The sequence below is a fragment of the Plantactinospora sonchi genome (assembly GCF_036422035.1).
In the GTDB taxonomy this organism is placed as follows: Bacteria; Actinomycetota; Actinomycetes; order Mycobacteriales; family Micromonosporaceae; genus Plantactinospora; species Plantactinospora sonchi.
Window position 1 is genome coordinate 1 of the sequence record NZ_JAZGQK010000004.1, and the last position, 26,165, is coordinate 26,165.

Genomic DNA, 26,165 nt, shown 5'->3' on the forward strand with positions numbered 1-26,165 from the left:
GAAGTACAGCAGGTACGCCACCGCCGTCGGCCCGATGCCGAGGGCGAGCAGCAGCCCGACCGTACCGGGGTCGGGGCTGAAGCCGAGCCCGACGGTGCTCCCGGCCACCAACGCCACCAGCAGACCACCGGCGGCCGCCGGGATCAGGCTGGTGGTTACGGGACGGCGACGTCCGGCGCGCCACCCCGGTCGAGCGTGACCGGGCCGGCCGTGTTCGCCGCCGCGGCCTCGCCGCGCTTCTCGTCGGCGTAGACCATCAGGGTGGACCCGACGATGGCGAGCACGATGCCGATGGTGGCGTAGACCGACGGCACCTTCTGGTAGACGATCAGGGAGAGGACCACGGTCAGCACGGGCGCCAGGGCGTTCGTCGTGGGGGCCACGATCGAGGCCTTGCCCCGGCTGAACGCCATCACCAGGAACAGCGCGCCGACGGCGTTGAGCAGCTGGGTGACCGCGGCGAGGGTCGGCGCCTGCCAGGGCGCGTCCAGCGCCAGGCCGCCGGCCATCCAGATGGCGACCGGCACCAGCAGCAGACCACTGATCGTCATCCAGGTGAAGGTGGTGGCGTCGTTGACGCCGACCGTGGCCGCCTTACGCATGAAGTAGGCCTGCACACCCCAGGCGACGCAGATCAGGATGGCCAGCACCAGCCACAGTCCACCGGTGGCGGAACCGTCGCCGTCGCTGACGCTGAACAGCACGACCGCGATCAGCGCGGCGATCACACCGACCACGGCGAGCCGCGGGATGCGTTCCCGCAGCAGCGCGGTGGCCATCAGCACGGTGATCGCCGGAGACAGCGCGATCAGCGGGAAGATCAGGTAGGCCGGGCCGATGGTGAGCGCCTTGAACAGCAGCAGCTGGCCGCCGGCGCCGGTCAGGCCGACCAGCAGTCCGTAGACGGCGGCGATCGGACGGCGGTCCAGCCGGTTGCCCCGCAGCGCGGCGACAGCTGGAATGATCATGGTGAGGGACCAGACGACGTAGACCATGCCGTCGGGGTAGCCGTAGTCACTGGTCGGGACGGCGGAGAAGGCTCCCCAGACGCCCCAGAACAGCACGAGCAGACCCGCGTACGGGATCCAGCTGCGGCTGATGCGGGAAAAGGTCATTGGCATCTGCGCCTCCTCAGGCGGCGGTGGCGGTGGGGGTGGTTTGGAGACGCTCGAGCGCGTCGGCGCTCATCGGACGGCCGGCCTGCTTCGCGGCGTAGAGCGCCGCGCCGACGACCGGTGAATACCTGGGCTGACGGAGGTCGTACCCGTCGTGCAGGGTGTTCAGGTGCTGTCGGAACGCCTCGCGCACCTGCGGTGCGTTGAAGGTGCCGCCGGAGTAGGAGACCAGCACCCGCTCCCCGACGGGGTAGCCGAGTCGACGACGGGTGGTCTCCACCAGGTGCGCGAGTTCCCGGGCCGCCTCGGCGAGGATCGCCGCGGCCGCCTCGTCGCCCTGGTCGGCGGCGTGGGTGACCAGTGGGCTCAGCGCGGCGATCTCGCCCCGGTCACCGTGCCACCGGTTCAGCACGATGTCGATCAGATCCAGGTCCGCGGAGAGCGCCAGGTGGTCGCGCAGCACAGCCAGCAGCGGGCCGGCGGGCTGTCGACCGTCGCTCATCCGGGAGAACGCCTGCAGGCCACGGATGGCGATCCAGTACGCCGAACCCTCGTCGCCGAACAGTTCGCTCCAGCCGCCGACGCGCAGCCCCTGACCGGCACGTTCACCGTAGGTCATCGACCCGGTGCCGCTGATCACGTTGATGCCGTCCGCGGCGCCCAGCGAGCCGGCCCAGCCGCAGAGCATGTCGTTGTCGACCCGGTACCGGTCGTGGCCGAGGACCTCCCGTGGCGCCGCGTCGAGGGCGGCGACGTCGCCGCTGACCTCGCCGTAGGTCGGGATCCCGAAGAATCCGAAGTCGACGTCGGCCGGGGTGATGCCGGCCGTCGCGCAGACCGCGCCGACGCCCTCCTTGAGGACGCGGGTCACCAGGTCGATGCCTTCGCTGAAGTAGTAGCTGCTCGCGGTCGTGGCCTGGGCCACCACCACGCCGTCCGACCGCAGTAGGCAGAAGGCGGTCTTGGTACCGCCGCCGTCCACGCCGAGGAACATTCGTCTCACCTCCGCCTGGCGCCACTGCTGACGTCAGCTCTGTCGCCCGTCCGGGCCGGGACGGCCCTGATCCGGACCTGTTGCTGGCCTGGCCGCACGCTGGCGGGCAGCGGGTGCATGATCGCGCCCTGGACGACCCGGTTGACCTCCCCGCCGGGGAAGGGGTTGTCGGGGGTGAGCCCGAGCGCCAGGGAGAAGTGCAGGCCGATCAACTGCGCGCAGATCACGGCGGGCAGCGCCAGCGCGGCGTCGTCCACGTCCTCGATGCCGGGCAGTGTCCAGGCGTCGGGCCTGGCCAGGTGCCCGGCCTGGCCGGTGACGGCGACAAGGTTCCGCTCCGGGACCACCCGCAGCAGCTCGGCCACCATGTCCCGGTCGTACTGGCTGGTGTAGGGGTCGTTGGACTCGTAGCTGACGACCAGGGTCTGGTCGTTGAGCACGGATTTCGGTCCGTGTCGGAAGGCCAGCGCGGACTCGGCCATGGCCACCACGCGGCCGGCGGTCAGTTCGAGGACCTTCAGGGCGGATTCCCGGGCCGCGCCGTGCAGGATGCCGCTGCCGAGGTAGACGATCCGGGAGTAGCCGCGGGCGGCGAGGTCGGCCGCCGCGGCCGGCCGGGTGGCCAGGATCTGCTCGGCGGCGGTGGCGAGTCGCTCCACCAGTTCCTCGTCGGGGCCGCCGAGGGCCAGCAGGGCGGCCAGCACCATGCCGGTGAAGCTGGAGGTCATCGCGAAGCCCCGGTCGTTGGCGGCTTCGGGCAGCAGCAGCACGTGCGCGCTGGACGGGTCGGTGTGCCGGGCGGCGAGCCGGCCGTGCTCGTTGCAGGTGACCACCAGGTGCCAGCAGTCGGTCAGCACCTGGCTGGCCAGCTCGGTGGCGGTGACACTCTCCGGGCTGTCGCCGGAGCGGGCGAACGACACCAGCAGCGTCGGGACGTCCTCGGCGAAGCAGGCCAGCGGGTCGGCCACGATGTCGGTGGTGGGGACGGCGTCCACCCGGCGGCCCAGCCTCCGGCGCAGCGTCGGTGCCAGCACCTCGCCGACGTACGCGGAGGTGCCCGCGCCGGTGAGGACGATCCGCAGGTCAGGTCGTTCGAGCAGCGGCTTCAGGAACGCGGTGGTGGCTGAGCCCGACTCCGCCGCCAGCCGGCCGATCTGGCGCCACACGGCCGGTTGCTGCGCGATCTCGCGACTGGTGTCGAGGGCTCCGCGCTGGCGCAGGTCGTCGAGGTCGTGGCCGAGAAGGGTGCTCATGCTGCCCGCCGCCGTTCCGAGGGGGTGACCGCGTGGCGGTAGCCGCGCAGGACGTCGCGGATGCGGTCGAGGACGAGTTCGACGGGCTGGTTGCCGAGGGTGCCGTCGCGGACCCGCTGGTACTGGTCGGGCAGGTACTGGCTGAGCAGCGGCAGCGGGATGCCCCGGTCGGTCAGGTTGCCCAGCAGGCGCTGCTCGGCGGCCTGGATCTCCGGGTCGGGCCAGTAGTAGCGCATCCGGTCGCTGTAGCTGTACCGCCGGGCGAGGCGCTGCTCGGCGGCGTCGCCGGTGTAGTACTTCGCCCAGTACCCGGGCTCGGCGCGCATCCGTCGCTCGACCACCTCCGGCAGGTTCGAGCGGTCCTGTTCCGCGACGAGCTCGGCCTCGATCGCGGCCAGCGCGAACAGGGCCTCCCGCAGCGCGAAGGTCAGGCCGGGCCCGACCTTGAGTACGGCCCAGTGGTCCTCGACCAGGGCGACGAGTCGCGGGACGGTCTGGTAGTCCGTGGAGTGGGCCTCGAAGACCATCGTCGGCTCGTCGTCCAGGACCCGCTGCAGGTCCTTGGTGCGCTCCCGGTCGTAGTCCACGACCCGGAGGTGGTCGAACTCGACGCCCGGCTGGACGACCAGGGCCATCACCTGCGGCCACACGTGGTCGAGGCCCTGTTCGGCGAAGGCCGCGCGGTGCCGGGCCAGGGTGCTGCCGGCCGACTCGGCGGTGGTGGGCAGCAGGTCCTCGATGGTCTCCTCGGCTCCGCCGGGAACCGGGACCTCGGTGCCGATGACGTACCGGAGTTCCCCGGCCCGCCCGGTCGCGGCGGCGGTCTTCTCGGCGACGGCGAGCATGCGGGCGGCGCGGCTGGCCATCACCTCGTCGGTCAACGGGGTCCGGTCGTCCGCGCAGGGGTAGCTGCAGTCCAGGTGGATTTTGGTGAAGCCGGCCTCGACGTACGCCGCGACGAGCACGTCGACGCGCGCCATGGCCTGCTCCGCGGGCAACGAACGCCACCGGTTGGGGCCCAGGTGGTCGCCGCCGAGCACCACCCGCTCCCGAGGCAGTCCCGCCTGGTCGGCGGCGCGGTGGACCAGGTCGCGGAAGTCCGCCGGTCGCATGCCGGTGTAGCCACCGTCCTGGTCGACCTGGTTCGAGGTCGCCTCGATCAACACCAGGTCGCCGTCTTCCCGGGCCTGGGCCATCGCGGCCTGCAGGACCAGCGGATGGGCGGAGCAGATCGACGTGACGCCGACCGGTTCCCCCTGCTTGTGCAGGGCGACGACGGTGTCGAGCGGGTTACTCACGGGGCGGTTCCTTCTCCTCGCTGTTCCACGGTTGGTAACGGACCCTACTGGTATTCCCTCTGGCCGGCTACTGTCTAGTTGGTATGTAAATTGGTATACCTCGGGTCGGCCGGGCTCCTGCCCACCGTCCACCGCCACCGGCGGACCGTCAGGGCATCGTCACCTCGGCACCGGGACGGCGTCGTCCCACACCGGTCTGACGTCGTACAGCCGGCGACGGCCGGTCGTCCGGCAGCCGGCGACGGCCGGTCGTCCCGGGCACGTCGTGCCGGGGTTGGCTGAGCACGTGGCGGCAGGCGGCCGGGCCGGTCCGGCGGCGGGCGCGGTGCGGGGAAATTTTTGGGGCCCACGGTGGAGCGGAGGCCGTACGGCCCCGGAGCCACCGGACGCGGCGGCTGCGCTACCTCAACGGGCTGGTCGCTGATCAGGCCCGATTGGTGATGGAGGCGCGGAAGCGGTAGCGGTCCCCCCGGTAGACCTGGGTGGTCAGCTCTATCGGGCGGCCCGCCTGGTTGAAGGTCAGGGTGGTCGCGACGAGCATCGGCATGGTCTCGCTGATCTCGAACAGCTCGATCTCCCGTGCCGTCGGGTGACGGGCTTCGCACGCGTAGTCGGCGACGCGCGGCGTCTGGGGCGGGTCCGCCGCGCGCAGGGTGGCGTACAGCGAGGCGGTGTTGAAGTCGGTCTCGGCCAGGGCCGGACAGACCGCCAGCGGGAGCCGGTTGTGCTCGAGCACGACCAGCAGGTCGTCGAGGAAGCGCAGTCGGTGGAGCTCGAAGAGGTCGGCGCCGGGGGCGATGCGGAGGTCCTCGGCCTCGGACACCGTAGCCGGGCGAACCGTCGCGGACAGCACCCGGCTGCTCGGCGTCAGGCCGTTGACCCGGGCGAAGTCGGCGAGGCCCTGCACCTGGGGGGTCGCCTCGGTGGACGCCGTCGCCGGGTCAGGGAACTGGTCGAGGTCGGCGACGAACCACCCGCGCGTCGACGACGGGCGCACGATGCCCCGCGATTCCAGATCGGCGAGGGCGGCGCGCAGCGTCACGCGGGAGACGGCGTACCGGGTCGCCAGCGCGCGCTCGGAGGGGAGCCGGTCGCCCGTGCGGGCGGCGGTGGCGCGCAGGTCATCGAGTAGCTGCTTGGCCGTGCGCTCGTACAGCGGAAGCGCGTCGTCGGCGAACAGGCCACGTGGCATCCGCGTCCTCGCAACAGTCATACCAGGCGACCATACCAGTTCCGTCGATCCGTCGGCCCGGCGTCGGCAGGCGGTCCACCGCCTCGACCCAGGCCGGGGTTACCAAACCAAAAACTGCCGGCAACCGACCATTGACAAGCCAAGAGTATACCACCTACCGTCGTCGAGCAGACCATCCGCAGCGAAATGGGGAACGCTCCATGGGTGAGCTTCTGCTCGACCTCGTCGCCGCCAGCGTGCCGGGTCGGCAGTTGGTTTCCCCTTGGTCTGCTCTGTGCATCCAGTGGTGATCGAGGCGGCGGCGTCGCAGTCCTTGGACGGTGCCGTCCCGCTGCTGGATGGATGCGACGTCGAACCAGGTCGACCAGCTCGCGGCCACCCGGGCATGCAGCCGTCGGATCTCCGTGACCTCGTCTTCGACCCCGCAGCACGGATCGGCACGTGCGAGGTGACCCGATCTTGATGATCCACAGCGGCGAGCAAACGGCGCGGCCCGGTCGTGAGCTGCGCAAAGAGCCCGAAGGGAGTCTGACATGACCAACATGAAGCGGCGGACCGTGTTGACGGTGGCACTGGGAGGCGCCGGCCTGGCCGCGGTCCCCGCCGTGACCACGGCTGTGGGCGCCACACCCGCAGCCGCCGCACCGCACCGTGATTCCGACGTCGTCGGCGTCGGTGACACCTCCATCAGGGTGGAGTTCGACGACAAGCTGCGCAGTCGGGTGGCCCTGAAGGACGTCAACCTCACGCGCTTCGACGCCAGCGAAACACTGCTGGTCGGCGGCACGACGATCGACGACTTCACCTACCGCGGACACGAGACCCGCAAGACCAGGCATCCCCGGCACGGCGCGGGTGTCCAGGTCACCATCCGGGGCGACTCCGGGACCGGCGTACGGAAGACGGTCGAACTGACCTCGTTCCAGCGCCTGACCGGGATGATCGTGATGAAGGTGACCTACACCAACCGGTCCGGTGCCGCGCTGAAGGTCACCGGGTGGCGCAGCGGAGCCCACGAACTCCTCGACCGGGCCGGCGGCTTCTACACCTTCTCGGGTACCACCTATGAGGACCGGCGCGACTGGGTGCAGCCGGTGACGGACGGGTTCGACCAGAAGAACTCGCTGGGTATGGACTCCTCCGACTACGGCGGCGGTACGCCGATGGCGTCCGTCTGGCGTTCCGGTGGCGGTCTCTCGGTCGGGCACGTCGAACCCGTGGCGCGGATCCTGCGACTGCCGGTTCGCCGGACGGCCAACGGAGCGAGCATCGCCGTCGAAGGCGACGCCGCCCGTACCCTGAAGCCCGGTCAGGAGCTCACCACCGACACCACGTTCCTGACGGCCCACCCGGGCGACCACTTCGTGCCGCTCCAGCGCTACCGCGACTACATGAGCGACATCGGCCTGCGCGCCCCCAAGACGCCGGCACCGGCCTTCGAAGCCATCTGGTGCGCCTGGGGATACGAGCGCGAGTTCACCGTCGAGCAGGTCGTCGGAACGCTTCCCAAGGTGCGGGAGATCGGCCTCAAGTGGGCCGTGCTCGACGACGGCTGGCAGACCAACGAGGGCGACTGGGACCTCAACCCGCAGAAGTTCCCGGGCGGCGAAGCGGACATGCGCGCCTTCACCAAGCGGATCCGGGACGCCGGCATGCGGGCGCGGCTGTGGTGGGCCCCGCTGGCGGCGGACCCCGGGAGCAACCTGTTCAAGGCCCGCCCCGACATGCTCCTGCTGGACCGCGACGGCAACAAGCAGGAAGTGACCTGGTGGGACGCCTACACCCTGTGCCCGGCGTACCAGCCGACCGTGGACTACTTCGTCCGGCAGGTGAAGAGGTTCATCGGCGACTGGGGCTATGAAGGGCTCAAGATCGACGGCCAGCACCTCAACGGCGTCACACCCTGCTACAACCCGGCGCACGGGCACGCCCGGCCCGAGGAGTCGACCGAGGGCCTGGCACGGTTCTGGAAGGCGGTGTACGAGGCCGCGCACGAGACGAACCCCAACGCGGTGATCGAGCTGTGCCCCTGCGGCACCGCCTTCGCCTTCCACAACCTGCCCTACATCGACCAGTACCCGGGCTCGGACCCGACCTCGTCGTACCAGGTCCGGACCAAGGGCAAGACGATGAAGGCGCTGATGGGCCAGGGCGCCAGTTACGCCGGCGACCATGTCGAACTGAGCGACAACGGCGACGACTTCGCGTCCAGCTACGGCGTGGGGGCCGTCCTGTCGACCAAGTTCACCTACCCGGCGGGCCCGGACAACGACACCCTGCTGACCCCGGAGAAGGAGGCTCTCTGGCGCAGGTGGGTGGAGTTGTACAACGAGAACCTGCTGCCCACCGGCGAGTACCGGGGCGAGCTGTACGACATCGGGTTCGACAAGCCCGAGGCGCACGTGGTGACCAAGGACGGAGCCCTGCACTACGCCTTCTACGCCGACCAGTGGGACGGGGCGGTCGAGTTGCGCGGTCTGGGCCGGTCCAGGTACCGCCTGACCGACCCGTTCAACGGCGTCGCCCTCGGCACCGTCGACGCCAGGCACAACACGGTGCGGCTGAGCTTCGAGAAGTTCCAGCTCGTCGTGGCGGAGCCGATCGGCTGAGCTGACGGGGTGACAACCGGGCCGCGAGGTCTTCGGTGCGGGTTCGTCGAGCAGGACGATCCCGGGACACCGGAGCCTCGCGGCCGTCCTCGACGACAGGGTCCGGCGTCGGGCCGGCCGGGCTCCCGATCCCGCGGATCGCGGGGCGGCACCCGCCCGGGCGCGGCACTACCAGCGCCAGCGCCAGAAGCGGCGTTCGTAACGCACCAGCAGGGTGCCGGCGGCGGTACTGCCGGTGATGACGATGTGCGGGGCGGTCGAGCCTGGCCAGGGTACCGACGGGACCTTGAGCGAGGCCGTACCGGCGCTGGTGGTGACCTGGTCGATGTTGGCCGTCGCCTCCCGGGGCAGCACGATGACCGTCGAGCCGGCCTGGGTGGACAGCTCGATCTCCACCACCGGGTGGCTGATCACGGCGTGTCGGAGGTCGAGCTTGACCGAGCCGGCCATGCTCCGCACGACGAGTCGTCGGGGTACCGCCCAGCGGCCGGTGCGCCGGATCTGCCCGGCGTGACTGTTCAGTTCGACGACGTCGCCCGGGGTGACCGCCGGCGCGGCGGCCGGCAGATCGGCGACAAAGGGCTCCATCTCACCGTAGGTGCGGGCCCGCAGCACGCCGTCGACGCGGTCCTCGAACTCCGGCAACGTCAGCCGGCCCTCGCCGACCGCGGCGTTCAACTGGGCGAACACACTCTCCCGGTCGGCGTCGGAGATGCGCATCTCCCGCCGTGACGGCACCACATCGCCACTCACCCGACCGACTCTACGGCCGGGGGCGGGCAGGTGTCGAAGGTGGGCCGCCGGCAGCCGGGAAGCTGATCTCTGATTCGCCTGCCGGCCACCGGGTCTACCCGTCGTGCTGCCGACGCACCATCTCGGCGATCCAGGTGGGCGCGTACGGGGACGTACAGCCCGGTGAGGTCGGATAGTCCTTGAGTACTTCCAGGCGCTCGCCGATGTCGATCGCCCGGGCCCGGTGCTCGGCGTGGGTGATCCCGATCTGGGCCAGGCAGTGGTTCATCGCCCACTGCAGCCGATCCGGGGCGCCGCGCAGCTCCGCCTCGACGACGTCGAGCAGCCGCGCGAGGTCGAGGCCCTCCGGCCGCTTCGCCACGCGTTCGGTGGTCAGCGCCCAGCCGGCACTGGCGACCACCGGATCCGGATCGGCGGACCACGCCAGGCGCAGCTCCTCGGCGTGCGGACTCTTCTTCACCACGTAGTTCACCAGCCAGTCGTGCACCTTGGGGGTACGCGCCTCGCGCAGCATGGTGTCCAACTCGGCGCGCCCGAACGCCTTCGGGCGGCATACCAGGAGCGCCAGCAGTCTCGCCGCGGTGTCGCCGGTCTGCCAGAGCTGGCGGGCGAGGTCCTGCTGGGTCCTGAGCCGCTTCGCGAGCGCGCGCAGCTTGCCGAGGTTCACACCGTGATCGTCACCGTGCCTCGCGTTCACCTCGCGTGTCCTCGGGTCCTCCAGTTCGGCCAGTTCGGCCATCACCTCGGTCAGCGTCGTCCCGGTCAGCGTCGTCCCGGCCACCTCAGCCTCCTGTCCGTCACCTGCGAGAAGCAGCCTACGGCGGAAGGCGGCCGCCGTCGGCTCGTGACGTCAAGCGTTTGAAGATGACGGATGTCCGGGTAGCGGAGAGGAGACCGGATGTCCCACACCTGAAGGAGGCGATGTTGGTGTCGACCCGCAGCGAGTATCACGTGGTACCGGCCGATGGTCGATGGGCGGTGGAGAAGGGGTCCACTGTCACCGGCACCTACGACACCAAGGACCAGGCGATCGAGCAGGGGCGCAAGGCCGCGAAGGGGGCCCTGCCCAGTCAGTTGGTCGTGCACAAGGCCGACGGTCAGATCGAGACCGAGTACACCTACCGGGACGACCCCTACCCCCCGCAGGGCTGACCGGCCCGGCTGGGCCCGGATACTCAGTACCTGACCGGTGCGACGGCTCAGGTCGGCCCGGCCGGCGCCGCCCAGACTGCTGGGATGACCGAGACGCTGCACCACTGCGGTCCTTCGACCGTAGCGTCACCGGGCCTGACCGTCGGCGAACGGTGGCGTCGGGCCCGTCTGTCACTCGCCGGCCGGCTACGGGGGGCCGTGTTCGGCCTCGCCCGACGCCACCCGGCCGGCTGGCGGTGGCTGGCCGGGTGGCACCACCCGGTGCTCGACCGGCTCGCGGCGGCGGCCGCGCGTGCGGTCTGTGAGTTGGCCGCGCTGGACGTTCCGGCGTACCGCGCCTTCCTGGGTGCCCGGCCCGGCGGGCGACGCCGTCGACTCGCCGACTTTCCGGAGACGGACAAGGAGAACTACGTCGTAATCCACGACGCCGCCCGGCGTTGCTGGGGCGGCCGGCTTCCGGGCCGGGGCGTGGTGGTCGACGAGTCGGCCGGCTCGTCGGGTCGTCCGTTCAACTGGCCGCGCGGCGAGCGGGAGCTGCGCGCGGTGCACCAGGACATCGCCGGCTACACCAGCCTGGTTTTTCCGATGCGCCGGCCGTTTGTGATCAACGCGTACTCGATGGGTGCCTGGGCGACCGGGACGACCACCGGTGCCGCGATGGCCCGGATCGCGGTGGTGAAGAACACCGGACCCGACCTCGGCAAGATCATCGACACGCTCCGCGAGTTCGGCCCGGACCACGACTACCTGGTGACCGCGTACCCGCCGTTCCTGAAGCACCTGCGGGACCGGCTCGACGCCGACGGCTTCCCCTGGTCGGACTACCGCATCTCGGCCAGCTGCGGCGGAGAGGGGATGACCGAGGCGCTGCGCGGTTACCTGGAGGAGCGGTTCGTCCGGGTACGGTCGGCGTACGGCGCCTCCGACCTGACCATCGGGATCGGCGCGGAGACCGCCTTCACGGTGTGGCTGCGACGTCGGCTCCGGACCGACCCGGAACTCCGGGCGACCCTGCTCGGCGCCGACGAGCAGCGGCTGCCGATGGTGTTCCAGTACAACCCGTTGGCCACCTACCTGGAGACCAACGAACGGCGCGAACTGCTCTGTACGGTGACCAGCCTGGACGTGCTCCAGCCCCGGCTGCGGTACAACGTCGGCGACGAGGCGGTGCTGCTGCCGTACCGGAGGATCGTGGACCTGGTCCGCGGCGATCCGGAGCGCTGGGCCGGGTGCCGGGCGGCGCTGGCCAGCGAGCGGATGAGCCTGCCCGTGCTGCTGCTCTACGGCCGCCGCGACTCGACGGTCTCCTACCTCGGCGCCAACCTCTATCCCCAGGACGTCGAGTACGGCCTGTACGCGGGGAACCCGCACGCGGCCGAGATCAGCCGGTTCTGTCTCGCGCTGGTCGAGGACGCGGCGCTGGAGACCCGGCCGGTGATCCACCTCGAACTGCGCCGCCCGCTGGCCGGACCGGCCCGGGACGCCCTCGCCACGGCCTGTCGGACCGGGGTGCGGCGGCACCTCGCGGCGGTCTCCCGCGACTTCGCGCAGTCGTTGACCGAGGACCCGGGCGCGGGTGAGCTGCGGGTCGAACTGCACGAGCCGGGGACCGGCCCGTTCGCCGGACAGCAGAAGATCAAAAACGTCTACCTGATGGGTTGAGGCATGCGTACCCGTGATTTCTCCCGCGCCCCGGCGCAGGCCCGGGCCGGCGCGATGTTCATCGGCGCGACCCGGTACCGCAGCCCGTTGGCGATTCTCCGGCTCTGGCCGGTCTGGCTCCGGATGGTCCGCGACCTGAAGCGGATGTCCGGATACCGCTGGCACACCGTCTACTGGGAGTTCCCGTTCACCCTCGGCACGATCGCGTTCTTCGCCGACCGGGACGCGATGCTGCGGTTCGCCCGGTCCCGGCACCACCGCCGGCTGATGATGTGGGTCACCGACGGCACCCGGAACGCGACGGCCGGCTACATCCGGCTCTACACCGCCGACCCCGACGGCTACTCCAACGGGCTGTGGCGGGCCGAGTCGACCGGGATGGCGCACATCCCGACCTTCACCCCGCTGGGCACGGAGTCGACCGGGCCGGCGGTGCGGCGGTGACCGCCGGCGTGACGACCCGGCTGGAACGGGTCGTCGACCGGCGCGGCCTGCGGGACTTCCTCGCGCTCACCGACCGGCTGTACGCGGACGAGCCGCGCTTCGTACCGCCGCTGCGCCAGCAGGTCCGGCGCTGGTGGCGCGACGGCGTACCGATGTACGTGCTCCGGGACGACACCGGGCTCGTGGTGGCACGGACCACGCTGCACACCGATCCCGCCTTCGACGCCAGGCTCGGCCGGCGGTGCCAGCTGTTCGGGCTGACCGAGTTCACCGAAACGGCGGCGGAACCCCTGTTCGAGGCGGTCAGCGCGGCCGGCCGGGCGGCGGGTGACCGGGACCTGCTGTTCGGTCCGGTCGCCCTGTTGCCCAACCAGTCCGGCGGGGTCATCACCTCCGGATACGCCGACCGGGGATTCATCGACAGCGCCTACAACCCGCCGAGGTACGTGGCCGCCTACGAGTCGTACGGCTTCCACCGCAGGTTCGAGTCGGACACCTGGATCTGTCCGGTGACGCCCGCACCGGTCGGATCCGATCCGGTCGCCGACGACCCGGAGCTGCGGGTGCACCGGGGCGACGTCCGACGGCTGGACGATCAGCTCGACCTGCTGCGGGACCTGCTGAACGCGTCGTTCGCCCAGCTCGGCTACTACACCGAGATCTCGGCCGAGCAGCTGCGCCGGCAGACCGACGGGCTGGCGTACCTGCTCGACGAGTCGTTGCTGCTCTACCTGACCCGGGGCGGACGGCCGGTGGCGTTCGTGTTGTGCGTACCCGACATCAGCGAGTTCGTGGTCCGGGTCCGGGGCGACCTCCACCTGGTCAACCAGCTCCGGCTGCTGGCGACCCGGCGGCGGTACCGGCGGGAGGCGGTACTGATCGTCAAGGGGGTACGGCCGGAGCACCAGGGGTGCGGCTACCAGCGGCTGCTCTCCGCCGAACTGCGCCGTAACCTGCACGCCGGCGGCTACACCACGCTGCGCAGCACGTACGTCGGACGGGACAACCCGGCCTCGGCCGCGCAGTTCCGGGCCCTGGGCGGCCGGCCGTCGCACGGGTACACCTTCTACGAGAAGGCGCTGTAGATGGACGTGGACGTGGCGGCGTTCCGGGCGCTGGAGCCGCTCTGCTGGCGGGCGCCGAGCGCGCACAACACCCAACCGTGGCGGCTCGACCACCGGGCCGGGGCGATCCGGGTGGGCTGGGAACCGGCGGACACCCTGCCGGCGGCGGACCCGTCCGGTCGGGACCTGTGGCTGTCCCTGGGCGCGTTTGTCGAGACCTGTCTGGTCGTCGCGGCCGACGCCGGCCTGCGGCTGGAGTACGTCGCGGACCACGACGCCGAGGACCGGCGGGTGGGCTGGCTGCGGCCGTCCCGGCACCGCTACGACACCCCGTTCGACGCGGCGCAGGTGCGCGGTCGCCGTACCCACCGGGGCCGGTTCTCGGCCGGGCCGGACGCCGAGCTGGTCGCGGCCGTCGACACGGTCGCGCGGCGGGCGGGCGGCACGGCCCGGGTCGTACCGGAGGCCGGTCGGTGGGGACGGCTGATCCGGGCCGCGGACCGGCACCTGTACGCCGACCCGGCGGTCGTCGCCGAGCTGCGGTCGTGGCTGCGGCTCACCCCGGGGCACCCGGACTACCACGCCGACGGGCTCACCGATCGCTGCCTGGGGCTGTCCCGGGCCGAGGCGACCGGACTGCGGGCGGCGCTGGCGGCGTACCCGGTGTTGCGGCGGGTGGGGCTGCCCCGGCTGCTCGCCACCGCCGCCGGCGACCCGCTCGCCCTCGGCGGCACCGTTCTTGTCCTGGTCGGCCCGTCCGGGATGGACGACGTGGCCCGGGTCGGGTTCGGCCGGGTGTTGATGCGTACCTGGCTGACCCTGCACGCGGCCGGGCTGGCGGCGCATCCGCTGAGCCAGCTCATCGACGCGCCCGCCACCCGTGCCGCGCTGGGCTCGCTGCTGGGCGTGGCGCCGGACAGGCTGCTCCACGTCGCCCGGGTCGGCCGGCCGTCCGGTCCGGCGCCCCGATCGGCGCGCCGCCTCGACGACACCCGGCACGCCCCCGGCTGACGCCGTCCGGCACCCGGCCGTTGACCTCAATCGACGGTGCTGGCGGGCGCCGGTCGCCGTAGCATGGCGGCAGCCGGCCGTACCGTCCACGACGCCGGGGGTGTGGGTGAGGGGAACGTGACCACGCACAGCACACCCGCTCGGCCACGGGCCTCGTCCGGTGCGGCGATCTTCGACCACGACGGTCGGATCCTGCTGGTGGACCCGACCTACAAGGAGTTCTGGAACCTGCCGGGCGGTGGCGTCGACGCCGGTGAGAGTCCCCGGGCGGCCTGCCGCCGGGAGGTACGTGAGGAACTCGGGCTCGACGTGCGGATTGGGTCGCCGCTCCTGGTCGCCTGGACGGCGGAGGGCCCGGACGGCACGCTCTTCTTCGTCTTCGACGGCGGCGTGCTGGCGCCGGACCAGCAGGCGGCGATCGTGTGTGATCCTGACGAACTCGCCGGTCACGGCTTCTTCCCGCCGGAGCGGGCCCGGTCGCTGCTGTCGGAGCCGCGGCGGGCACTGCTGACCGAGGTGCTGCGGGCCCGGGCCGACGGCGTGACCCGGTACGTCGAGTCGGACCGGCGCTGACCGACGGACCCTGTCGACGAGCCGGTGTCACGAGTCCGTGGCGCGGGAACGTTGGGCCGCCTCGCGGGCGTCGACGATGGCGTCGGTCATGCGCCGGATCACCTCGGCCGCGATCAGCAGGTCGCTGACCGGAAGGTCATGGACGGCCTGCTCCATCCGGCTCGCCAGGGGGCGGAAGAAGTCACGGGCCATCCGCAACGCGGGCTCGCGCATGGCGAGCGTGACGCGTCGGCGGTCGGCCGAGTTCCGGACCCGTTCCACGTGCCCGGCGGCTTCCAGCCGGTCGATCAGGGACGAGGTGGCCGGGGCGCCGAGGCCGAGCCGGGCCGCGAGTTCGCCCGCGGTGAGCGGCCGCCCGGCCTGGGCGCCGGTGGCGATCCACATCACGGCGTTGAGGTCGCTGCGGCCCAGTCCGTGCGCGCGGGCGAAGACGTCCACGAGGACGTCGCTCTCCACGGTGCTGGCCCGCAGTGCGCTGGTGACCTCGTCCAGCGCCGCCGCCCGATCCGAGGGCTCCGGTTGCCCTGTCATGGGGGCGACCATACCATTTCGCTTATCGAATAATTCGACAATCGAAATGTGCGGTGGGCAGCCCGCCGTCAACGAAGAGGAGCCCACAGACCATGGGTACGCGTCTCGCCAGCTGGATCACCAGCCGACCCGGTGCGGGAATCGTCCTGCTGGTCACCCTGGCCCTCTCCACACTGGCCTTCCTCACCAGCCCGGCCCAGCCCCCGGCTGGTCCCGCCGACGGGCTGCCCGAGGGTAAGCAGTCAACCCGCGTCACGGAGCTGATGGACCGCTTCCCCAGCGGCCGCGCCGAATCGGCCATCGTCGTGTTCGAGCGGACCGACGCGGCACTGACCCCCGCCGACCGCCAGGCCCTCGACGCGGCGCGCGGAACCCTCGCCGGCCAGGACAACGTCGTCACCCCGCCACCGATCCGCTACGCCGACGACGGGCAGGCCGCACTGCTGATCCTCCCGCTGACCCCGGACCTCGACGACAACACCCGCAACAGCACGGTCGACCAGGTGCGCGCGGTACTGCGCGCGGACGCCGCCGCGCTTCCCGACGGCCTCGTAGCCCAGGTCACCGGCGGTGCGGCCTTCGGTCGCGACATCTCGGCCGCGTTCGAGGGAGCGGACGTCACCCTGCTGGCCGCCACCGCGACGATCGTCGCGCTGCTGCTGCTGGTGACGTACCGCAGCCCCATCCTGTGGATCGTCCCGCTGGCCGTCATCGGCCTCGGCGACCAACTCGTCGCCAAACTGCTGCCGTGGCTGGGGCACCTGATCGGCGAACCCACCGACGCCTCGATCGCCGGCATCGTCTCGGTCCTCGTCTTCGGCGCCGGCACCGACTACGCGCTGCTGCTCATCTCCCGCTACCGCGAGGAGTTGCGGGGTACGCCGGACCGCCGGGCGGCGCTGGCCACCGCCGTACGCGCCGCCGGGCCGGCCATCACAGGCAGTGCCGGCACCGTCATCCTCGCCCTGCTCACCCTCGTCTTCGCGGTGCTCACCAGCAACCGCACCCTGGGCATCGCCGCCGCGGCCGGGGTCGGCGTGGCCCTGCTGTTCGGGCTCGTGGTGCTGCCCGCCGCCCTGGCCTTCCTGCCCCGCGGCGCCTTCTGGCCGGTGGTGCCCAGCGTCGGCAGCGCCGATGCCAGCGAATCCGGGTTGTGGGCCCGCATCGCCCAACTGGTCGGCCGGCGTCCCGTCGCCGTGCTCGTCGCCGCCGGCCTCATCCTCGCGGCACTGAGCACCGGACTGCTCACCACCACGATCGGGCTCTCGCAGACCGAGCAGTTCCGGACCAGGGTCGAGTCGGTCGAGGCCCAGCAGACCCTGGCCCGGCACTTCCCCGCCGGCGCGGCCCAGCCCGCGATGATCGTTACCAGCACAGCCACCGCCGAACAGGCCGCCGCCGTGGTCGGTCAGAACCCGGGCGTGGCGACCGTCGGCCGGCCCGAGCCCTCCACCGACGGCCAGCTCACCCTGCTCCCCGTGCAGCTGTCCGCCGAATCCGGTACGCCAGCAGCCGATCGCACCGTCACGGCGCTGCGCGACCGCCTGGCCGAGGTGGCGGGAGCGGACGCGCTGGTGGGCGGAGCACCAGCAGCGGACCTCGACCAGCGCGAGGCCAACGCCCGCGACAACCTCGTGGTCGCGCCTCTGGTGCTGGCTGTGGTGCTGCTCGTCCTGATCGCCCTGCTGCGCTCCGTTGTCGGGCCGCTGCTGCTGTTGCTGACCGTGGTGGTGAGTTTCGCCGCCAGCCTCGGCGCGGCCAACCTGGCCCTTGCCGCGCTCGACATCCCCGCTCTCGCCTCGAACGTGCCACTGCTGGCATTCCTGTTCCTGGTCGCACTCGGCGTGGACTACAACATCTTCCTGGTCAGCCGGGCACGGGAGGAGACCACGGCCCGGGGCGACACCCGGTCGGGAACGCTGCGCGCGTTGTCGGCCACCGGCGGGGTCATCACGTCGGCGGGTGTCCTGCTGGCGGCGGTCTTCACCGTACTCGGCGTACTGCCTGTCATCGTGCTCACCCAGCTCGGCGTGATCGTCGGCATCGGGGTACTGCTCGACACGCTGCTGGTCCGTACCCTCGTCGTGCCGGCAGTCGCGCTGCTGCTCGGAGAACGGTTCTGGTGGCCGTCCCGGCCCGGCGCCCAGGATGCGTCCCGGTGAGGCGGGGACGCCGCGAGGCCGGCACGGCGCGGAGGACGGCGTGGTCGGGGGAGCGGGCCGCGGGTCGTGGTCCGGTCACGGCCTTCCGGGTCCGGTGTCGATGACGTCGGTGATGTCGCGGCGGGGGGGTGGGCCAGCCGGGCTGGCCGTACCCGATGCGCAGCACGATCTGTGGGGCGCCGTAGCGGCCAAGGGCCAGCCGGAGCTGTTCGCGCGGCGGGTACCTCGATGGGTTGGGAGAGTAGCGATGCGGCGAGGCGCTCGTCGGTGGCGGTGAGCAGCACCCGTTGCATCGCCTGTCCGGCGGTGAGCTGGTCGGCGACGGTGTCGCCCGGCGTACCGAGGACGGCGACGAGTGGTTCGGGTTCGAAGTCGCGGCCCGGCGCACGGGTACGCACACCGAAAGGTCGCTGCGGTAGCAGGTCCTGCGGCTCGCCGACAGGGCCGCCGGCGGTGACCGCTACGCCGTCGGACGCCTCGCGGTGCCGGATCCAGTAGGCGGGGTCGCGGTCGAGGACACGGTTGGCGCCGTTCGCGATCTCGGCGACGGCGCTGACCGCGGCGGGGCCGATGACCAGTTCCAGCCAGGCGTCCTCGACCCGGGCCGCTTCGCGCAGCCGCCACCGTACGTCGGCGGGGACGGGATTCGGCCAGAACGGCGCGCGGTTGCTGTGCCGGCGCGGGATGGCCGCGTGGAGCGCCTGTTCGGCAGGGGTGGCGGGCCGGGGCCGCCCTGGCGTGAGGCGGGCCACCACCATCTCCTCCGCCGGACCGGGCTGTAGCCGTACCTCGGCGGGCGTGCCGGCGACGGCCAGCGCGAGCCGGAGGTTGAAGACCGCCGCCCCGCAGCCGATCCGGGCCGCCCAGCCGGCGGGGTCACCGACGGGCAGCCGCCGCCGAGGGTCGACGAGTACCTCGATGCCCCCGTCGCGCAGTCGGAAGCGCCACGGCTGGCTGTTGTGCAGGGACGGCGCCCGGATCGCCGCAGACGCGGCCCCGCACAGGTCAGCATGGGTGTACGCGGGACTGCTGCTCACGGCGTTCCTCCGAATCGGCTCTTCCAGCTGGTGGCCACCCCGGGGCTGTCGTCGGTCTCCCGGCACGCACCGGGCCGCACGTCCTGACCGGCTGGGTCCGGGCGGTCCCGTCCGCCTCGGCCGGGCTCGTCCGCCTCGGCCGGTGGTACCGGCGAGGCGCAGCGGCGGGTACCCGGGCACCGCACCGGCGGCGCCCAGGTCCCCGCCGTCGGCTGCTACCTCAGCCAGGGCAGTCGCCGCACGATCGGCAGCCTCGCCCAGTACGCGCCGAACCCCAGCGTCCCGCCGGCCCCGACCAGCGCCAGTCCGGCGAGGACCGCGGCGAAGATGAGGTGCTCGTCCAGGAACGGGTTGGTCTGTGGGGGAAGCGCGACCGACCACATCATCACGTACAGCAGGGCTCCGGCGGCCGCGGCGATCCGCATGCCGATGCCGAGGGTCAGTGCCACGCCGATGCCGAGCAGGCCGAGCATGAACGCCCAGTTGGCGAAGGCCGTGCCGGCGAGGTTGTGGTAGAAGCCGGCGAACGGACCCTCGGCTCCGGTGAGGAAGCCCCTGGTCGGGCTGCCGCCGTCGAGCCAGCCCTTGCCCTCCGGGGTGGCGAAGCCGAGCCCGAAGACCTTGTCGACGAAGGCCCACAGGAAGGTCCACCCCAGCGCCAGCCTTACACCGGCCCAGACGTACCGGGCCGCCTTCGGCGCGGCCGCCTCGGCGGGTTGGTGGGTGACCGCCGGAGCGGTGGTCCGTGCGGTGTCCCGGTCTGCCGTCGCGATCATGGCTGCCACGTCCCTTCGTGTCGATTCGCAGGTCCTCGTCCGGGCCCACATCAATTCCACGTCCCGGGCCGGTTCGGCGGCAGAGGCGTCGGTCCGTGGCTCGACAGGTCGACGGTCCGGGTCTGTCGGGACCTTCGACCCCCTGGGACAGCGGTCGTCCGGCTCTGACCAGCCGCGCCGTCCGGCTCCTACGGTGAGTCCGAGACCGTGAAGGAGGTCGTGATGAGAACGTGGCAGGTGGGTGACGTGATGAGCACCGACGTCGCGACGGTCCGGGAGAACACCCCGTACCGGGAGATCGTCGATGTGCTCGCCGGCCGGGAGATCGCCGCCGTACCGGTGGTGGACGATGTCGGCCGGGTGCTCGGCGTGGTGTCCCAGGGGGACCTGCTGCACAAGGTCGAGATCCTCGGGCAGCCGCCCGAACGGCACGTCGACGACAGCCGGCTCGCCGAGTACCGGTCCAGGCGGTCCATCGTCACCGGCGTCGCCTGACGGGTCGACCCGTCGTTCAGTAGAGCTGCGGCGGGTTGCCCTTACGGTCGACCACCTGACGGACCTGGCCCTCCCACTGCCCGATCAGCTGTCGCCACTCCGGCGACTCCAGATACTCCTCGGCGGGGTCCTCCACGTTGAACTCCGGCAGGTACGTCCCGACGACCCCGCGTTCGAGGAGGCCGTCCGCGACGACCTTGCTCTCCTTGAGGATCAGGATCGGCAGACCCAGTTGGTACGCCATGGCGGGCTCGATGTGCGACCAGGGACTGGTGAACCACACGTCCCGCAGGTCGTAGCTCGTCCGGCCGGTCAGGTCGGTCCGGTGGTTGGCCACCGCGTGTTCGACGTACGTGCGGCGGAAGGCGACCGTGATCAGCCCGTTCGACTCGCGCATCAGCCGCCGGATTGCCTTGAGCGGCGCGTCCATGTCGTAGTCGGTGACGCCGAGGGTGCGGGGCGCGAAGCCCCGGTTGTCCAGATGGTCGCAGAGCCGGTCGATGAACCTCTGCTGCTGGTTCATGCACGGCTTGGGATAGCTCAGGAAAATCGACGTCTTGAAGGTGGGCCGGTGACCGCCGCTCATGATCCCTACCAGCGTTGGCGTGACGGAATGCTGGGTAGGGTACACGTCCGGTGACCGTCGGACGGTTGCCCTGACGGCCGTCGGACCATCCCTCTAGGATCACCCGCCAGGACCGGGAGGGGAGATCACATGTGGCCGTTCAGAAGGCGCCGGCAGCAGTCCGGCGCCGTCGCCGGTTCCGAACCCGGCCTGGTCGTCGACCCGGCGCAGGGCGACCCGCGGGCGCGGACCCTCATCGACGCGATGAACGGCCGGGACTGGCGTACGGCCCGGGACGTCCTGACCGCCGCCACTGATCCGGACACCCGGGCCCACCTGGTCGCGAGCGTCGGCGACGTCGACGGCGTGCAGGACTGGATCGGCGAGTGGGTCGACGCCGAGCCGGATTCGACCCTTCCGGTCCTGGTGCGCGGCTGTCACGCGGTGTTCTGGGCCTGGCAGGCCAGAGGGGCGCAGCGTGCCGAGCACACCGGTAAGGACCAGTTCCGGGAGTTCTTCCGCCGGTTGAGGTTCGCCGAGAACCTGTTGGACGAGGTCGTGGACCGGGATCCCGACGACGTCACCGCGCGGGCCTGGTTGGTGATGTCGTCGCGGGGGCGCCAGGTCGACGCCGTCGAGGCCGCTGGCCGGTTCGACGAGGTGGTGAAGCGGCACCCGACCCACCTCCTCGCGCACGAGCAGCGGCTGCAGTACCTCTGCGCGAAGTGGTTCGGCAGCGACGAGCAGATGTTCGAATTCGCCCGGGAGGCCACCGCCGCCGCACCGGACGGCAACCTCCTGCCGGAACTGGTCGTCGTCGCGCACATCGAGAAGTGGCTGTCGCTGCCGCGCGGGGAGGACGACGAGTACATCAGCTCCCCGGAGGTCCGCGCGGAGATCGTCGCCGCGGCGGAGAAGTCCATCCTCCACCCCGCCTTCACGCCCGGCTTCGGTTGGCTTCCCCGGGCGAACACGTTCGCGATGGGCTTGGAGAAGGCCGGCGCGTTCAACGCCGCCGGGCAGGTCTTCGACCTGCTCGGCGACCAGGTCACCGAGTGGCCGTGGCAGTACTGCGGCAACCCGGTCAGGGCCTTCGTCGCGGGCCGGGACTGGGTGTACGAGAACCGCGACTGATTCGGCCGTCGTCGGGTCCGCCGTCCGGCCACCGGATCGACGGCGTCGGATCACCCGGCCACCGGATCGACGGCGTCGGATCACCGCGAGCCGGCACACCCGACCGGCCACTACAGTGATGCCCGATGGTGGACGGAGCGTGGTTCGGCGTACTCGCCGTCGCGGCAGGGTGCGCGGTGGCGGTGGCGGTCGGCATCGCCGTACTGCGCCGCCGGTTCGTGGTGGTGACGGTACGCGGCCCGAGCATGGAGCCGTCGTTGCACGAGGGTGACCGGGTGCTGGTCCGCCGTCGCCGGTTGGCCGCGCTACGTACCGGAGACCTGGTGGTCTTCGCCGAGATACCGGCACCGTCCCGTCCGCCGACCCGACCGGACCTGTCGGAACCGACCCCGCCGAGCCGGCCGGGCTGGCCGGACCCACCGCACCCGGACACGTCGCCGGTGCCACCACCGCAGGTGCCGGACCTGCGGAGGGTGGACACGGCCGAAGGGTGGCTGATCAAACGGGCGATCGCGCTGCCGGGTGACCCGGTGCCGCGCGACGCGGGACCGGCGCTGGCCGTGCTCGACGACGAGGTGGTGCCGCCGGGCCGCCTGGTGGCGATCGGCGACAACCGAGGGTTCAGCTACGACTCGCGCCACTACGGCTACGTGACCGCCGACCGGCTCCTCGGTGCCGTGCTCCGCCGCATCTGAGCGACGTGCCGCGCGTCGCGGCTGACAGCCCGGAGTATCGGATCTTGCCCTGAAAAGAGGGCCACCGGGGGCTATCGGCGATTCGTCAACTGGGACCCCGACGAAGTGATCGACGCTGATACGTTGTGCCGCACGGGTCATGAGTGCCAGCGCACAGCCCCGGCTCGCTGGCCGGCAACCCCTCCGTTCGCGGGCGGGTCGCCCCGGGTGAGGACCAGGCTCGGCACGGACGTGTCGGGCGCGAGGACGGATCAACATCGAAGGAGGTCGAGGATGAAGAAACTTGTCCGCCGGGTCGCCGACAGGATGGTGACCATGGCCGTGCCCCGGGTGGAGGCGCAGGCCCAACCCTGCTGGTGGGGAGAATACTGCTACTGCCGGTCCAGCTACCTCTACTACCAGCGGTGCTGCGCCTCCGGCACCTCCTACAGCTGCAGCTGCCAGGCCCGCACCGGGCCGACCGGCTGCTGAGTCAGCCACAGCATCGGCGACGCCGGCCCCTCCGGTCGGCGTCGCCGATCCTGGCGTCACGGACCGAGGAGGGCCGGCAGGATGGCATACCTGGCGATCGGCTGCGGCATGCTGCTGGCCGTGGTGTTCGCCTGGTCGGCGGTGACCAAACTGCGGTCACGTACCGCCTTCGACGAGTTCGCCCGGTCGCTCGCCCCGCTGGTCAGCCGTACCGTGCCGGCGGCGGTCCTGCTCACCGCCGCCGAGGTGCTGGTACCACCACTGCTGCTGGTGGCGCCGGTCTGGGGCTTCGGACTGGCCGGCGGCCTGCTCGGCGTACTGACCGCCGGGGTGGTGCTGGTCGTCCGGCGTCGGCTGGTCGTGAGCTGCCGGTGCTTCGGAGCGGGCCGGGCGCGCATCGGGCGGCGGCACGTCGTACGCAATCTGTTGCTGGTCCTGATCGGTGGGCTCGGCCTGGTCGCGGCGGTGTCGACCGGGGCGGCGCCGTCGATCGACGCCCCCGGCGTGCTCCTGTCCGTGGGGGCCGCCGTTCTCCTGGCGAGTTTTGTCATCCACTTCGACGACCTGGTCGAGCTGTGGGCCTGACCGACACACCCGCCTGACCGACGCTGAGGGAGATTCGTCGTGCCGTATCTCGTCGTGACAAACGTCCTGTTGGGAATAGTCGCGGTCGCCAACCTGGTTTTCACGTACGGGGTCATCCGGCGACTGCGCGAACACACCACCCGGCTCGACGCACTGGCCTCCGGGCCCGCCAACTCCGACATCATGCTGGCGCCGGGTGCACAGCCTGCCCCGTTCGAGCCGGTACTGAGCACGTCGGACGAGTCGCTGGACCGGGACGCCCTCGCCGGGACAGCCCTGGTCGGCTTCTTCTCGCCGACCTGCGCCCCGTGCCGGGAGCAGGCGCCCCGGTTTGTGGAGCGGGCGGCCGCGGCCGGCCCGGGACGGGCGCTCGCGGTCGCCGTCGGTACGCCCGAGACCGTGCGCGACCTGGTGACCCTGCTCGAACCGGTCGCCCGGGTGGTGATCGAGGTCGAGGACGGGCCGCTGCACCGGGCGTTCGCGGTGCAGGGTTATCCAGCGGTCTGCGTGCTGGACGGTGACGGCCGAATCAGATCCAGCGGCAGCGTGGTCGACCGGCTGCCCGAGCCTTCGGCGGTATGACCCGTACCGCCGACCCGGACGCGTGGCAGGCGGCGCCGTCGTCGGCGCGTATCGGCGCGGGCACCGCCGGGCGGTACCTGCGCGACGCCCTGCTGCTGGCCTGGCGGGCGGCGCCGCTGGCGACCACGGCGAAGCTGCTGCTCGCCCTGCTGGCCGGCGTTGGCCCGGTGGCGCTGGCCTGGCTGACCAAACTCGTGGTGGACCGGCTCGCCGCCGGCGAGGCCGGGCGGCACCTCGGTGAGCTGCTGATGCTGGCCGCCGCACTCGGCGCGGTGGGTGCGATCGTCGCGGCCCAACCACACCTGACCGGGTACGTCGACGGGGTGAGCGGCCGGGCGCTCCGGCTGCTCGTCACCGGCCGTCTCTACACGGCGGTGAACTCCTTCGCCGGGCTGGCCCGACTGGAGAACCCCCGCTTCCGGGACCGACTGCAGCTCGCCGAGAGCGCCGGACGGCTGGGGCCGGCGCACTGTGTCAGCGGCGGGCTCGGCGTCGCGCAGGGTGTGTTGACGCTGTTCGGGTTCCTCGGCTCCCTGTTGGCCGTCGCACCGGCGATGGTGCTGGTGGTCGCGGTGGCGGCGGCACCGACCACCTGGGTGGAGATCCGGCTGAGCCGGCAACGCGCCGCGCTCGCCTGGCGACTGGGGCATGCCGAGCGCCGGGAGGTGTTCTACGCCCGCCTGCTGACCAGCCTCGAAGCGGCCAAGGAGATTCGCCTCTTCGGCCTCGGCGATTTCTTCACCAACCGACTGCTGCGGGAGCTGCGGCACGTCAACCGTGAGCGGAACACGATGGACCGGCGGGAGATGCTCGGGCAGGCGACGCTGGCGCTGCTCGCCGCCGCGGTGGCCGCCGGTGGGCTGGCCTGGGCGATCACCCTCGCCGCCGACGGGAGGCTCACCGTCGGCGACGTCACGCTCTTCGTGGCCGCGGTGGCCGGGGTGCAGACCGCGCTCGGCGGCATGGTGGCGCAGGGTGCGGCCATGCACCACGCACTGCTGCTCTTCGACCACTACCGGGCCGTCGTGGGTGCGCCGCCGGACCTGCCGGAACCGGCGGGGGCGGTGGATCCGGGGCCGCTGCGGCAGGCGATCGAGTTGCGCGACGTGTGGTTCCGGTACGCCGACGGCCAGCCCTGGATCCTGCGCGGTGTCGACCTCATCATTCCGGCCGGGTCGACGGTGGCACTGGTCGGACTCAACGGAGCAGGCAAGAGCACCCTGGTCAAGCTGTTGTGCCGGTTCTACGACCCGGTCCGGGGCGACGTCCGGTGGGACGGCACGGATCTGCGCGACCTCGACGTGGTCGAGCTGCGGAAACGGCTCAGCGTGGTGTTCCAGGACTTCATGGGGTACGACCTGTCCGCGGCGGAGAACATTGGCGTCGGAGACCTGGAACGGCTCGCCGACCGGGCGGGCATCACGGCGGCGGCGAGGTCGGCCGGCTGCCACGACGCGCTCGCCGCACTGCCCGCCGGATACGACACGCTGCTGTCCCGGATCTTCCTGGACGACGCGGCGGAGGAGGACCCCCGGATGGGCGTGTCGCTTTCCGGCGGGCAGTGGCAGCGGGTCGCGGTCGCCCGTGCGGTGCTGCGCGACGAGCGGGACCTGCTGATCCTGGACGAGCCGACCGCCGGGCTGGACGCCGAGGCCGAACACCAGGTGCACCTGCGGCTGCGCGCGCTCCGGCAGGGCCGTACCAGCCTGCTGATCTCGCACCGGCTCTCCACGGTCCGGGACGCGGACCTCATCGTGGTGCTGGACGGCGGCCGGATCGTGGAGCAGGGATCCCACGAGTCGCTGATGGCGGCCGGCGGGCGCTACTCGGGGCTGTTCCACCTGCAGGCCCGGGGCTACCAGGCTCCGGATGACCACTCGTCCGACCGGGAGAGTCAGGTCCGAACCTGAACCGGGCGGTCCGGCGGCGGAGTCGACCGCCGCGACCGGTGCGTCAGGCGGCCTGAGCTTTCCGGGGCCGGAGGTCTGGACAGAACTGTTAATAGTCTTAAA

At 71.7% G+C, this 26,165-nt stretch carries 25 protein-coding genes, 2 pseudogenes and 1 riboswitch; of the genes and pseudogenes, 16 read left to right on the top strand and 11 right to left on the bottom strand.

The genetic code is table 11. The features are described 5' to 3' along the window. Nucleotides 1–155: 155 nt before the first annotated feature. From V1633_RS05880 to V1633_RS05900, 5 genes are all read right to left on the bottom strand, one after another. On the bottom strand, nucleotides 156–1,121 hold the full coding sequence (locus V1633_RS05880) for a DMT family transporter (RefSeq protein ID WP_331213151.1): 966 nt from the start codon (nucleotides 1,119–1,121) through the stop codon (nucleotides 156–158). A 10-nt stretch (nucleotides 1,122–1,131) separates the two neighbouring features. Next, nucleotides 1,132–2,109 carry an N-acetylglucosamine kinase gene (locus V1633_RS05885; RefSeq protein ID WP_331213152.1) on the bottom strand — a complete coding sequence of 326 codons (978 nt, stop codon included), beginning with the start codon at nucleotides 2,107–2,109 and terminating at the stop codon, nucleotides 1,132–1,134. Nucleotides 2,110–2,114: 5 nt separating this feature from the next. Next, complete coding sequence (locus tag V1633_RS05890) at nucleotides 2,115–3,362, bottom strand: SIS domain-containing protein (protein WP_331213153.1); 1,248 nt, start codon at nucleotides 3,360–3,362, stop codon at nucleotides 2,115–2,117. Beyond that, on the bottom strand, nucleotides 3,359–4,660 hold the full coding sequence (locus V1633_RS05895; RefSeq protein ID WP_331213154.1) for a D-tagatose-bisphosphate aldolase, class II, non-catalytic subunit: 1,302 nt from the start codon (nucleotides 4,658–4,660) through the stop codon (nucleotides 3,359–3,361). Before V1633_RS05895 ends, V1633_RS05890 begins: the two co-directional genes overlap by 4 nt. Nucleotides 4,661–5,084: 424 nt before the next feature. Next, nucleotides 5,085–5,852 carry a GntR family transcriptional regulator gene (locus tag V1633_RS05900; protein WP_331213155.1) on the bottom strand — a complete coding sequence of 256 codons (768 nt, stop codon included), beginning with the start codon at nucleotides 5,850–5,852 and terminating at the stop codon, nucleotides 5,085–5,087. Between the two features lie 238 nt (nucleotides 5,853–6,090). Between V1633_RS05900 and V1633_RS36915 the strand changes: the two are divergent. Both V1633_RS36915 and V1633_RS05905 read left to right on the top strand, forming a co-directional pair. Further along, a pseudogene (locus V1633_RS36915) lies at nucleotides 6,091–6,315 on the top strand (class II D-tagatose-bisphosphate aldolase non-catalytic subunit); the annotation flags it as partial. A gap of 70 nt (nucleotides 6,316–6,385) precedes the next feature. After that, nucleotides 6,386–8,461 (top strand): glycoside hydrolase family 36 protein, encoded by a 2,076-nt coding sequence (locus V1633_RS05905; RefSeq protein ID WP_331213156.1) that lies wholly within the window; start codon nucleotides 6,386–6,388, stop codon nucleotides 8,459–8,461. Between the two features lie 168 nt (nucleotides 8,462–8,629). Here the strand turns inward: V1633_RS05905 and V1633_RS05910 are convergent, their stop codons facing one another. Together V1633_RS05910 and V1633_RS05915 are read right to left on the bottom strand one after the other, a co-directional pair. Next, nucleotides 8,630–9,214, bottom strand: coding sequence for a DUF1707 SHOCT-like domain-containing protein (locus V1633_RS05910; protein ID WP_331213157.1), 585 nt, complete (start codon nucleotides 9,212–9,214; stop codon nucleotides 8,630–8,632). A 94-nt stretch (nucleotides 9,215–9,308) separates the two neighbouring features. Then, a complete protein-coding gene (locus V1633_RS05915) occupies nucleotides 9,309–9,953 on the bottom strand; it encodes a DNA alkylation repair protein (RefSeq protein ID WP_331213181.1) in 645 nt (214 codons plus the stop codon). Nucleotides 9,954–10,141: 188 nt separating this feature from the next. Between V1633_RS05915 and V1633_RS05920 the strand changes: the two genes are divergently transcribed. The 6 genes from V1633_RS05920 (at nucleotide 10,142) to V1633_RS05945 (ending at nucleotide 15,120) form a co-directional block, all read left to right on the top strand. After that, a complete protein-coding gene (locus V1633_RS05920; RefSeq protein ID WP_331213158.1) occupies nucleotides 10,142–10,366 on the top strand; it encodes a DUF2188 domain-containing protein in 225 nt (74 codons plus the stop codon). Between the two features lie 84 nt (nucleotides 10,367–10,450). Then, nucleotides 10,451–12,028, top strand: a complete 1,578-nt coding sequence (locus tag V1633_RS05925; RefSeq protein WP_331213159.1) for a phenylacetate--CoA ligase family protein — start codon at nucleotides 10,451–10,453, stop codon at nucleotides 12,026–12,028. 3 nt (nucleotides 12,029–12,031) lie between these two features. Then, a complete protein-coding gene (locus V1633_RS05930; RefSeq protein WP_331213160.1) occupies nucleotides 12,032–12,472 on the top strand; it encodes a DUF4188 domain-containing protein in 441 nt (146 codons plus the stop codon). Continuing rightward, complete coding sequence (locus tag V1633_RS05935; protein WP_331213161.1) at nucleotides 12,469–13,557, top strand: GNAT family N-acetyltransferase; 1,089 nt, start codon at nucleotides 12,469–12,471, stop codon at nucleotides 13,555–13,557. The genes V1633_RS05930 and V1633_RS05935 overlap by 4 nt, the downstream gene beginning before the upstream one ends. Beyond that, nucleotides 13,558–14,547 (top strand): nitroreductase family protein, encoded by a 990-nt coding sequence (locus tag V1633_RS05940; protein WP_331213162.1) that lies wholly within the window; start codon nucleotides 13,558–13,560, stop codon nucleotides 14,545–14,547. 117 nt (nucleotides 14,548–14,664) lie between these two features. Beyond that, a complete protein-coding gene (locus V1633_RS05945; RefSeq protein WP_331213163.1) occupies nucleotides 14,665–15,120 on the top strand; it encodes an NUDIX hydrolase in 456 nt (151 codons plus the stop codon). 27 nt (nucleotides 15,121–15,147) lie between these two features. On the opposite strand, the gene V1633_RS05950 is transcribed toward V1633_RS05945, so the two are convergent. Beyond that, nucleotides 15,148–15,651: a MarR family winged helix-turn-helix transcriptional regulator gene (locus V1633_RS05950; RefSeq protein ID WP_331213164.1), complete on the bottom strand. Its 504-nt coding sequence runs from the start codon at nucleotides 15,649–15,651 to the stop codon at nucleotides 15,148–15,150. Between the two features lie 92 nt (nucleotides 15,652–15,743). Here V1633_RS05950 and V1633_RS05955 point away from each other — a divergent pair, with 92 nt between their 5' ends. Beyond that, a complete protein-coding gene (locus V1633_RS05955; RefSeq protein WP_331213165.1) occupies nucleotides 15,744–17,813 on the top strand; it encodes an MMPL family transporter in 2,070 nt (689 codons plus the stop codon). A gap of 75 nt (nucleotides 17,814–17,888) precedes the next feature. On the opposite strand, the pseudogene V1633_RS05960 reads toward V1633_RS05955, so the two are convergent. Continuing rightward, nucleotides 17,889–18,850, bottom strand: a pseudogene (locus tag V1633_RS05960) (Acg family FMN-binding oxidoreductase). A gap of 215 nt (nucleotides 18,851–19,065) precedes the next feature. Further along, nucleotides 19,066–19,635, bottom strand: coding sequence for a hypothetical protein (locus tag V1633_RS05965; protein WP_331213166.1), 570 nt, complete (start codon nucleotides 19,633–19,635; stop codon nucleotides 19,066–19,068). Nucleotides 19,636–19,848: 213 nt separating this feature from the next. Between V1633_RS05965 and V1633_RS05970 the strand changes: the two genes are divergently transcribed. Next, nucleotides 19,849–20,121 carry a CBS domain-containing protein gene (locus V1633_RS05970; RefSeq protein ID WP_331213167.1) on the top strand — a complete coding sequence of 91 codons (273 nt, stop codon included), beginning with the start codon at nucleotides 19,849–19,851 and terminating at the stop codon, nucleotides 20,119–20,121. A gap of 16 nt (nucleotides 20,122–20,137) precedes the next feature. On the opposite strand, the gene V1633_RS05975 is transcribed toward V1633_RS05970, so the two are convergent. Then, nucleotides 20,138–20,707, bottom strand: coding sequence for a hypothetical protein (locus tag V1633_RS05975; protein WP_331213168.1), 570 nt, complete (start codon nucleotides 20,705–20,707; stop codon nucleotides 20,138–20,140). Nucleotides 20,708–20,836: 129 nt separating this feature from the next. Here V1633_RS05975 and V1633_RS05980 point away from each other — a divergent pair, with 129 nt between their 5' ends. From V1633_RS05980 to V1633_RS06005, 6 genes are all read left to right on the top strand, one after another. Beyond that, nucleotides 20,837–21,820, top strand: coding sequence for a DUF4034 domain-containing protein (locus V1633_RS05980; protein ID WP_331213169.1), 984 nt, complete (start codon nucleotides 20,837–20,839; stop codon nucleotides 21,818–21,820). Between the two features lie 125 nt (nucleotides 21,821–21,945). Then, nucleotides 21,946–22,515, top strand: coding sequence for a S26 family signal peptidase (locus V1633_RS05985; protein ID WP_331213170.1), 570 nt, complete (start codon nucleotides 21,946–21,948; stop codon nucleotides 22,513–22,515). Nucleotides 22,516–22,650: 135 nt separating this feature from the next. After that, nucleotides 22,651–22,768, top strand: a riboswitch (SAM riboswitch). Nucleotides 22,769–22,788: 20 nt separating this feature from the next. Beyond that, entirely contained in the window at nucleotides 22,789–22,986 is a 198-nt protein-coding gene (locus V1633_RS05990; RefSeq protein ID WP_331213171.1) for a hypothetical protein, read from the top strand. 81 nt (nucleotides 22,987–23,067) lie between these two features. After that, entirely contained in the window at nucleotides 23,068–23,571 is a 504-nt protein-coding gene (locus V1633_RS05995) for a MauE/DoxX family redox-associated membrane protein (RefSeq protein ID WP_331213172.1), read from the top strand. Between the two features lie 39 nt (nucleotides 23,572–23,610). Then, nucleotides 23,611–24,153, top strand: coding sequence for a TlpA family protein disulfide reductase (locus V1633_RS06000; protein WP_331213173.1), 543 nt, complete (start codon nucleotides 23,611–23,613; stop codon nucleotides 24,151–24,153). Next, nucleotides 24,150–26,063, top strand: a complete 1,914-nt coding sequence (locus V1633_RS06005; RefSeq protein ID WP_331213174.1) for an ABC transporter ATP-binding protein — start codon at nucleotides 24,150–24,152, stop codon at nucleotides 26,061–26,063. The genes V1633_RS06000 and V1633_RS06005 overlap by 4 nt, the downstream gene beginning before the upstream one ends. The last annotated feature ends 102 nt before the right edge of the window (nucleotides 26,064–26,165 follow it).